This window comes from Paraburkholderia sp. J10-1 (assembly GCF_905220165.1).
Classification (GTDB): Bacteria; Pseudomonadota; Gammaproteobacteria; order Burkholderiales; family Burkholderiaceae; genus Paraburkholderia.
Map to the genome: position 1 here is coordinate 102,901 of NZ_CAJMYW010000020.1, position 6,658 is coordinate 109,558.

General features: G+C 65.0%; 6 protein-coding genes and 1 pseudogene. 3 read left to right on the top strand and 4 right to left on the bottom strand.

What is annotated here, in order from left to right; all coding sequences use genetic code 11:
• The first annotated feature begins 93 nt into the window (after positions 1 to 93).
• Entirely contained in the window at positions 94 to 2,538 is a 2,445-nt protein-coding gene (locus U5A65_RS35585) for a penicillin-binding protein 1A (protein WP_321949179.1), read from the top strand.
• Between the two features lie 85 nt (positions 2,539 to 2,623).
• Here U5A65_RS35585 and cyaY read toward each other — a convergent pair whose 3' ends face one another.
• Positions 2,624 to 2,941 (bottom strand): iron donor protein CyaY, encoded by a 318-nt coding sequence (cyaY, locus tag U5A65_RS35590; RefSeq protein ID WP_321915918.1) that lies wholly within the window; start codon positions 2,939 to 2,941, stop codon positions 2,624 to 2,626.
• Positions 2,942 to 2,976: 35 nt separating this feature from the next.
• On the opposite strand from cyaY, the pseudogene U5A65_RS35595 reads away from it, so the two are divergent.
• Positions 2,977 to 3,075, top strand: a pseudogene (locus tag U5A65_RS35595) (hypothetical protein); the annotation flags it as partial.
• Between the two features lie 20 nt (positions 3,076 to 3,095).
• On the opposite strand, the gene U5A65_RS35600 reads toward U5A65_RS35595, so the two are convergent.
• Entirely contained in the window at positions 3,096 to 3,335 is a 240-nt protein-coding gene (locus U5A65_RS35600) for a hypothetical protein (RefSeq protein ID WP_321949182.1), read from the bottom strand.
• On the opposite strand from U5A65_RS35600, the gene lysA reads away from it, so the two are divergent.
• Positions 3,334 to 4,605 (top strand): diaminopimelate decarboxylase, encoded by a 1,272-nt coding sequence (lysA, locus tag U5A65_RS35605; protein ID WP_321949180.1) that lies wholly within the window; start codon positions 3,334 to 3,336, stop codon positions 4,603 to 4,605. The two genes, U5A65_RS35600 and lysA, sit on opposite strands and share 2 nt — an antisense overlap.
• Before the next feature lie 77 nt (positions 4,606 to 4,682).
• On the opposite strand, the gene msrQ is transcribed toward lysA, so the two are convergent.
• Together msrQ and msrP are read right to left on the bottom strand one after the other, a co-directional pair.
• Entirely contained in the window at positions 4,683 to 5,408 is a 726-nt protein-coding gene (gene msrQ, locus U5A65_RS35610; RefSeq protein WP_321949181.1) for a protein-methionine-sulfoxide reductase heme-binding subunit MsrQ, read from the bottom strand.
• 12 nt (positions 5,409 to 5,420) lie between these two features.
• A complete protein-coding gene (gene msrP / locus U5A65_RS35615) occupies positions 5,421 to 6,422 on the bottom strand; it encodes a protein-methionine-sulfoxide reductase catalytic subunit MsrP (protein ID WP_321915921.1) in 1,002 nt (333 codons plus the stop codon).
• Between the last annotated feature and the right edge of the window lie 236 nt (positions 6,423 to 6,658).

Consider the following 6,658-nt stretch of genomic DNA (forward strand, 5'->3'; position numbering starts at 1 on the left):
GTTGCGTGCTCGCGCGTGCCGTCCATGTAAGCATCTCGAAAGCCCGCGGGCGAGCGGCGGCTATAATCGCGGGACCGTTTTTCTGGTGTTCGTATGCAAGATCAGCTTCCTTCGTCCGTACCGCCTTCCACGCCGCCCGAGCCGCCCCGGCGGCGCAAGCGCCCGTGGTGGGCCACGCTGCTGATCGCCTTTTTCGGCCTCATCTTCGCGGGCGTGGTATGCGCGGCGCTGGTGCTCGGCTACGCGCTCGTCGTCGCCACGCCCAACCTCCCGTCGCTCGAGGCGCTCACCGACTATCGCCCCAAGGTGCCGCTGCGCATCTACACGCGCGACCACGTCCTGATCGGTGAGTTCGGCGAGGAGCGGCGCGATGTCGTTCATTTCCGGGACGTGCCCGATAACCTCAAGAAGGCCATTCTGGCCATCGAAGACGCGCGCTTCTACGACCACGGCGGCGTCGACCTCGCCGGCATCGCGCGCGCGGGATTCGTCGCGCTCACCAACGGCCACGCCACCCAGGGCGCCAGCACGATCACCATGCAGGTGGCGCGCAATTTCTTCCTTTCGAGCGAAAAGACCTACACGCGCAAGATTTACGAGATGCTTCTCGCCTACAAGATCGAGTCGAAGCTCTCGAAGGATCAGATTCTCGAGGTGTACATGAATCAGATCTATCTGGGACAGCGCGCGTATGGTTTCGCGAGCGCCGCGCGCGTGTACTTCGGAAAGGATCTGAAAGATCTCACGCTCGCCGAATGCGCGATGCTGGCAGGGCTTCCGAAGGCGCCGTCGGCCTATAACCCCGTAGTCAATCCGAAGCGGGCGAAGGTACGCCAGGAGTACATCCTCCAGCGCATGCTCGAGCTGCACTACATCACCCAGCAGCAATACGACGACGCGGCGCAGCAGCCGCTCGTGGTCAAGGGTCAGGGCAAGGAGTTCAGCGTCCACGCCGAGTACGTCGCGGAAATGGTGCGCCAGATGATGTACGCGCAGTACCACGAGGAGGCGTACACGCGCGGGCTGAACGTCGTCACGACCATCGACTCCGCCGACCAGGACGTCGCCTATCGCGCGCTGCGCCGCGGGCTGATGGACTACGAGCGCCGCCACGGCTATCGCGGGCCCGAGGCGTTCATCGACTTGCCCACGGATACCGACGAGCGCGAGCAGGCCATCGACGACGCGCTCGTCGAGCACCCCGACAACGGCGAACTCGTGGCAGCCGTCGTGACGTCGGCCAGTCCGAAGGAAGTGCGGGCCACGTTCATGGACGGCAACACCACGAGCATCACCGGCGACGGGCTGCGCTTCGCGCAGTTCGCGCTGAGCACGCGAGCCCAGCCGTCGCAGAGAATCCGGCCGGGCGCAATCATCCGTCTGGCGCGCAACAATGCAGGCGAGTGGTCGATCACGCAGTTGCCGCAAATCGAAGGCGCATTCATCTCGATCGTGCCGCAGGACGGCGCGATCCGCGCGCTCGTGGGCGGCTTCGACTTCAACAAGAACAAGTTCAACCACGTCACCCAGGCGTGGCGCCAGCCGGGTTCGAGCTTCAAGCCGTTCATCTACTCGGCGTCGCTCGACAAGGGGCTCGGGCCGGCGACCGTCATCAACGACGCGCCGCTCTTCTTCAGCGCCGCTGAAACGGGCGGTCAGGCGTGGGAACCGAAGAACTATGGCGGCGGTTTCGACGGCCCCATGAGCATGCGCACGGCGCTCATGAAGTCGAAGAACCTCGTGTCGATCCGCATCCTCAACCACATCGGCACGAAGTACGCGCAGCAGTACATCACGCATTTCGGCTTCGACGCCGACCGCCATCCTGCCTACCTGCCGATGGCGCTCGGCGCGGGTCTCGTCACGCCTTTGCAAATGGCCGCCGGCTACTCGGTGTTCGCCAACGGCGGGTATCGCGTGAATCCGTACCTGATCGCCGAGGTCACCGACCAGCGCGGCATGGTGGTCGCCCAGGCGCAGCCGCTCGTGGCTGAACAAAACGCGCCGCGCGCGATCGACCCGCGCAACGCGTACATCATGAACAGCCTCTTGCAGAGCGTGGCGCAGCGCGGCACGGGCGCGAAGTCGAACATCCTCAAGCGCACGGACCTGGGCGGCAAGACCGGCACGACCAACGACTCGCGCGACGCGTGGTTCGCGGGCTACCAGCACACGCTGGCCGCGATTGCGTGGATCGGCTACGACAACCCGCGCAGCCTTGGCGACAAGGAAACGGGCGGCGGCCTCGCGCTACCGGTGTGGATCGACTACATGCAGAAGGCGCTCAATGGCGTGCCCGAGTACAAGATGGCGATGCCGGACGGCGTCGTCACGCTCGGCGACGAGCTTTACTACGCCGACGCCACGCCGGGGCACGGTTTCGTCTCGACCGTCGGCATCAGCCAGGCAGCGCTCGAGGCTTCGGCGAGCGGCGCGTCGGGCTCGGGCGGCGCTGACTCCGCGAACGCCGCGCCCACGCCCGAGCACGTGAACGCGAAGGAAAAAGAAGACATCATGAATCTGTTCCGCGGGCACTGAAGCTCGCCGGAGCCGAAGCAATGAAAAAAACGGGCGCCAGCTTTTAACTGGCGCCCGTTTTATTTACGTGCTCACGCTCGCGCACTTACGGCTCGAACCGCACCGGCTCGCCCGCCTGCTCCGTCGCGTAGGCCGTGAGCGCCGAGAAGAATTCGGTGCCCGTGCGCGTGTCGCGCCACTCGCCGTCGATGAAGCGATAGTGGAAACCGCCAGCCTTCGCCGCGATCCAGATTTCGCGCATCGGCGGCTGCAGATTCACGATGATCTTCGTACGATTCTCGAATTCGAGCGTCAGAACGTTGCCGCTGCGTTCGAGTTCGATGTCCGCTTCGGCATCGTCTACGGCCCGCTCCACGGCCGCCAGCACGGCCTCCGCGCGGCTCAGGTAGTCATTGTCTGGCATGCTAAACTCCACCGGTTATTCATTCAGGGACAATTATGCGTGTCATTTCCCGGACGCGCGCAGCGGCCCCCAGCGCATGGACGCCCCGCGCGATTCTAGCGGCTTTTGCGATCAGCGCCGTCGCGCTCGCAGGTTGCGGCCAGCGCGGCGCGCTCTACATGCCCAACGTGCCGCCGCTTCCGCCCAAGCCCAATTTCGAAACCGCCCAGCCGGAAACCGGCGCGGCGACGCCCGCCAGCGCGCCCGAGTCGGCTTCGGCACCGGTCGGCACCGTTCCGGACACTTCGGGCACGCCGCTCTCGTTGTCCCCCGACTCCGAACTCAGCACCACACCCGCGACCGGTAGCCCGCAAACGGCTTCCGACGCTACGCCAACCCAGTAAAACGCTCGCATGACCCAGTCCGCTTTTCACCGCGATAACGGTACGCTCTTCGTAGAAGGCGTGTCGGCCGCCGATCTCGCCGCACAGTACGGCACGCCGCTCTATGTGTACTCGCGCGCGGCGCTCACCGCCGCGTGGCACGCCTACGCCGACGCCTGCGCCGGCCGCCGCGCCAAGGTGCACGTCGCGGTCAAAGCGAACAGCAACCTCGCCGTGCTCAACGTGTTCGCGCGCGAAGGCGCGGGCTTCGACATCGTTTCGGCGGGCGAGCTCGCCCGCGTGCTCGCGGCAGGCGGTAAAGCGCAGGACGTGGTGTTCTCGGGCGTCGGCAAGAGCGCCGGCGAAATGCGCGAAGCGCTCGAAGCGGGCGTGAAGTGCTTCAACGTCGAATCGATTCCCGAACTCGACCGCCTGAACGATGTGGCGGGCAAGCTCGGCAAGAAGGCGCCGGTTTCGCTGCGCGTGAACCCCGACGTCGATCCGAAAACGCATCCGTACATTTCCACCGGCCTGAAGGCGAACAAGTTCGGCGTGGCATTCGAAGAAGCGCGCGCAACCTATCGCGCCGCCGCAGCCATGGCGCACCTCGACGTGGTCGGGATCGACTGTCACATCGGCTCGCAGATCACCGAAATCGCGCCGTATCTCGACGCCATCGACAAGCTGCTCGAACTCGTCGACCAGATCGAAGCCGACGGCGTGAGCATCCGCCACATCGACGTGGGCGGCGGCCTCGGCATCACCTACGACGACGAAACGCCGCCCGACATCGGCGAATTCGTGCGCACGGTGCTCGACCGCATCGAGGCGTATGGCGCGAAAACGGGCAAGACCCGCGAGGTGTACTTCGAGCCGGGCCGCTCGCTCGTAGGCAATGCGGGCATCCTGCTCACCACGGTCGAGTTCCTGAAGCCGGGCTCGGAAAAGAACTTCGCGATCGTCGACGCCGCGATGAACGACCTCGCACGTCCCGCCATGTATGACGCGTATCACGCGATGGAACCCGTCGTTGCACGCCAGTCGGCGCCGCAGACCTACGACGTGGTCGGCCCGGTGTGCGAAAGCGGCGACTGGCTGGGCCGCGCACGCTCGCTCGCGATCGAACCGGGAGACGTGCTCGCGATCCGCTCGGCAGGCGCGTACGGCTTCGTGATGAGCTCGAACTACAACACGCGTGCGCGCGCGGCCGAAGTGATGGTCGACGGCACGCGCGTGCATCTCGCGCGCGAACGCGAAAACGTGGCGCAGTTGTTCGCGAGTGAGCGCGTGTTGCCGGACTGAGCTTTTCGTTCGCTCTGCCACAAAAAAAGCGACGCCAAGGCGTCGCTTTTTTGTTGTCTTCAGGTGTGAGTGTTCGCCTATGCGGCGCCCGCACCCGGGCGCGAGGCGCGCCATCGCGCAAGCAGCCATGCGCCCGCGCGCCAGCCCAGCAGCACAAGCATGATCGCGCCGTAAAGCTTGGGCAGCACGAGGTCGTGTTTGCCCGCCTTCATCCACCAGAAGTGCAGGATCGCCAGCACGCCGATCGCGTAGACGAGCCGATGCAGCGTCTGCCAACGGCGGCCGAGCCGGCGTGCCATTGCGCGCGTGGACGTCACGGCAAGCGGAATCAGCAGCACGAACGCCGCGAAACCCACCGTGATGAATGGCCGCTTGCCGACGTCCTTGAACATCGCCGCGACATCGAACCACTTGTCGAACCAGATGTAGGTCGTGAAGTGCAGCGTCGCATAGAAGAATGCGAAGAGGCCCAGCATCCGTCGAAAGCGCAACAGCGTATTCCAGCCGGTCAGGCGGCGCAGCGGCGTGACAGTAAGCGTGATACACAGGAACACCAGCGTCCAGAGCCCCGTGGAACGCGTGATGAACTCGATCGGATTCGCACCGAGCCCATCCGTGAAGCCGAACAGCACGAGGCGTGCGAGCGGATACAACGCCGCGACGAACACCGCCACCTTCGTCCACGGCAGCCAGCGCGGGCCCACCGCGCTCGCCACCCCCGCCTTGCGCGCAGGACGCGCCTGAACCGGCCCCACGCGCGCGGCGGCCTGTGGTGTCGTCGTCGATTCCATCTCTCGCTCCATCAAGCGCTTTGCTCAGAAGTTCTTGCGCAGATCCATGCCCTGATACATCGACGCGACGAGGTCGCCGTAGCCGTTGTACATGAGCGTCTTGCGCTTGGGCTGGAAGAAACCGTCCTCACCGATGCGCCGCTCCGTAGCCTGGCTCCAGCGCGGGTGATCGACGCTCGGGTTCACGTTCGAATAAAAGCCGTATTCGGTCGGTGCGTACTTGTTCCAGCTCGTGGGCGGCTGGTTCGCGACGAAGCGGATCTTCACCAGCGACTTCGCGCTCTTGAAGCCGTACTTCCACGGCACGATCACACGCACCGGCGCGCCGTTCTGGTTCGGCAGCACCTGGCCGTAGAGGCCCACCGTGAGCAGCGTGAGCGGATTCATCGCCTCGTCCATGCGCAGGCCTTCGGAATACGGCCAGTCGAGGATCGGCTCGGCGAGGCCCGGCATTTGCGAGGGGTCGGCGAGCGTGATGAACTGCACGTAGCGCGCGTTGCCCGTGGGCTGCGCACGGCGGATCAGTTCGGAGAGCGAAATACCGATCCACGGCACGACAATCGACCAGCCCTCCACACAACGGTGGCGGTACACGCGCTCTTCGAGCGGCGCGAGCTTGAGAATTTCGTCGATGTCGTAGACCTTCGGGTTCTTCACCTCGCCCTCGACACTCAGCTTCCACGGACGCGGCCGCAACGTGTGCGCGTTTTGCGCCGGATCGCCCTTGTCCGTGCCGAACTCGTAGAAGTTGTTATAGGTCGTCACGTCCTTGTAGGGCGTGACCTTGTCGAGTGCGACGAACTTCGTGTTCGTTTGCGCGGCGAGCTTCTGCGCCTTCGGGTCGCCGGGCGCGTATTCGGCGAATGCCCTCGTCGCGCCGAACGGCCCCGCCATGCCACCGAGCGCGAGCGCACCCGCCGCCCGCAGAATGCGCCGACGCTGTTCGTACACCTTTTGCGGCGTGATTTCACTCGCGGGAATGTCGTCGCCGTTGAGCAAGATCCTGCTGCTCCGCTTGGTCCACATATCGCTTAGCTCCTGCTTCTCGCGTGGCGTGCGCCGCCAGCACATTGATCGTATCCCGACCCGCCCTGCCGTGCCTCGCACGAAGTGGATCGACTGGATGGCCTCAAGCGGGCAAACGCGCGATTCGCAGAAAACTTCCCGGCGGACGAAAAAAAACCGTCGGAGCACGAGGCATCCGACGGTTAGTTCGTCTTGCGGGCCGATTCGGTTACAGCTTGCCGTAGCTGTGCAAGCCC

Coding starts and splice junctions, on each gene's coding strand:
- U5A65_RS35585 (WP_321949179.1), top strand. CDS start 94: ATGCAAGATCAGCTTCCTTCGTCCGTACCGCCTTCCACGCCGCCCGAG.
- cyaY (WP_321915918.1), bottom strand. CDS start 2,941: ATGCCAGACAATGACTACCTGAGCCGCGCGGAGGCCGTGCTGGCGGCC.
- lysA (WP_321949180.1), top strand. CDS start 3,334: ATGACCCAGTCCGCTTTTCACCGCGATAACGGTACGCTCTTCGTAGAA.
- U5A65_RS35600 (WP_321949182.1), bottom strand. CDS start 3,335: ATGCGAGCGTTTTACTGGGTTGGCGTAGCGTCGGAAGCCGTTTGCGGG.
- msrQ (WP_321949181.1), bottom strand. CDS start 5,408: ATGGAGCGAGAGATGGAATCGACGACGACACCACAGGCCGCCGCGCGC.
- msrP (WP_321915921.1), bottom strand. CDS start 6,422: ATGTGGACCAAGCGGAGCAGCAGGATCTTGCTCAACGGCGACGACATT.